2 protein-coding genes are annotated in these 2,087 nt (G+C 77.8%); one reads left to right on the forward strand and one right to left on the reverse strand.

What is annotated here, in order from left to right; all coding sequences use genetic code 11:
- Positions 1-1,146: hypothetical protein (locus tag ATM99_RS02510; protein ID WP_190278753.1), on the forward strand; the 1,146-nt coding region annotated here is incomplete at its 5' end.
- 3 nt (positions 1,147-1,149) lie between these two features.
- Here the strand turns inward: ATM99_RS02510 and ATM99_RS02515 are convergent.
- Complete coding sequence (locus tag ATM99_RS02515; protein ID WP_062101373.1) at positions 1,150-1,824, reverse strand: heme oxygenase (biliverdin-producing); 675 nt, start codon at positions 1,822-1,824, stop codon at positions 1,150-1,152.
- Between the last annotated feature and the right edge of the window lie 263 nt (positions 1,825-2,087).

Genomic DNA, 2,087 nt, shown 5'->3' on the forward strand with positions numbered 1-2,087 from the left:
ACCCCGGGGGGTGCCGTCCGCGGCGCCCCCCGGGTGCTCGTCCGCGCGCTCGCCGCGCTCGTCGTCCCCGCCGTGCTCCTCGCCGGGGCCGCGGGCCCCGCGGTCGCGTCCGCCCCCGCCGCCGTGGCCTCGCCGGTCGTCGCCGCCACGGGTGACGTCACGTGGTCGCTCGCGCCCGCCGACGGACCCCTCGGCACGGGCCGCGCCAACTTCGCCTACGAGGTCGCGCCCGGCGACGTCGTCCACGACGCCGTCGTCGTCACGAACCTCACCGACGCCGAGCTCCCGCTCGACGCCTACGCGACCGACGCGTTCACGACCCCCGCCGGGCACCTGGACCTGCTGCCGGCCGACGCCCCCGCCGCGGGTCTCGGCAGCTGGTTGACCCTGGACGTGCCCGGTGACGACGTCGTCGTCGGGCCGCGCGCGTCCCTGACCGTCCCGTTCACGATCGCGGTGCCGGCCGACGCGTCGCCGGGCGACCACGCGGCGGGTGTCGTCACGTCCTACCTGTCGGCCGCGACCGGGGCGACCGTCGCGCGCGACAACCGGCTCGCGCTGCGCGTGCACGCGCGCGTCGCGGGTGAGCTGGTCCCGGGGCTGCGCGTCGACGACGTCCGCGTGCGCTACCAGGGCACCGCCAACCCCGCGGGCAGCGGCCGCGCGGTCGTCACGTACACCGTCACGAACACCGGGAACGTGCGCGTGCTCCCGGTCGCGTCGGTGGGCGTGGCCGGCCCCGGCGGGGTCGGCGCGCGTGACGTCGTGACCGAGCTGCCGGAGGTGCTCGCGGGCTCGACGGTCGAGGCCGCGGTCGAGGTGCCGGACGTCTTGCCCGCGTTCGTGCTGACGGCGACCGTGGCCGTCACGGGGGAGACGGTCGGCATCGGCGGGGGAGACCTCGCGGCCGACCGCGCCGCGGCGTCCGTCGCGGCCGTCCCGTGGTCGGCGCTCGCGCTGCTGCTCGTCGTGGTCGCGGGGGCGGTCGTCGTGGGGCTGCGCGGCGGCGGCCGGGTCCGGCGCGCCGCTGCGGACGGTGCCGCTGCCGACGGTGCCGCTGCGGACGGTGAGGACCGGCCGGACGACGACGCGCCGACGGCGCCCGGTGCGGACGCGCCGTCGGCGACCGGCGCCCTCGGCGGCTGAGCGTCAGTCGGTCCCGTGCACCGCACCCAGGTCGGCGAACATCGCGCGGTTGAGACGGAACGCGAGGCGGGCCTCCTCGACCACGTCGTCGCGCTGCGCGGGCGTCAGGTCCAGCGCGTCGAGCTGCTCGCGGTAGACGTCCTTGAACGGCTTGAGCTTGTGGATCTGCGGGAAGTCGTAGAACGACACGCCGTCGCCGTCGAGCCCGTGGTGCCGCTGGATCATGCGCTTGAGCACCTGCCCGCCCGACAGGTCGCCGAGGTAGCGCGTGTAGGCGTGCGCGGCGTAGCGGGGCAGGTCGTCGCCGACCTCCTCGAGCCGGGCGACGTACGCGGCGGTCGCGGGCAGCACGCGCACGTGCGCGCGCCAGTCGGGCCCGTGCAGGTGCGCGAGGTCGGCCTCGATGGCCGGGACGCGCTCGAGCTCGGCGAAGACCAGGCCGCCGTCGGCGCCCGCGGCGCGCAGGCGGTCGCCCGCGGCCTCGAGCGCGCGGTAGACCGCGTGCTGCTGGGCGGCGAGATCGGCGTACCCGGCGAGCGGCAGGCGGCCGTCGACGAGGTGCTCGACGAACGACGAGCGCTCGGCCGCCTCGTGGTCCGCGCGCGTCCCGGCACGCAGCGCGGCGGACAGGGGCACGTCCGCGGTCGCGGGGTGCCGCTCGTCGGTCTGTGCGGTCATGGCGGGCTCCTCGGTCCGGGTGCGACGGCGTCGCGACGGTTGCTGACAGAACGTCAGGACCCCACCGTAGATCAGGTGAGGCTGCCCTAACAAGACCGCGCGTCCAGGTGCGTCGTGCCCGGGCCCCGGACGGTCCGGGCGGCGGGGGCCGTGCCCGCCCTATCCTGGGCGGCGGCCGGGGTCCCGCACGCAGCGGCGCCGCCGCGCCACCCGACGACACCCCGGCGGCCCGTCGACCGCCCCGCCCGGAAGGCACCCCGTGG

Source organism: Cellulomonas sp. B6 (assembly GCF_001462455.1).
In the GTDB taxonomy this organism is placed as follows: Bacteria; Actinomycetota; Actinomycetes; order Actinomycetales; family Cellulomonadaceae; genus Cellulomonas.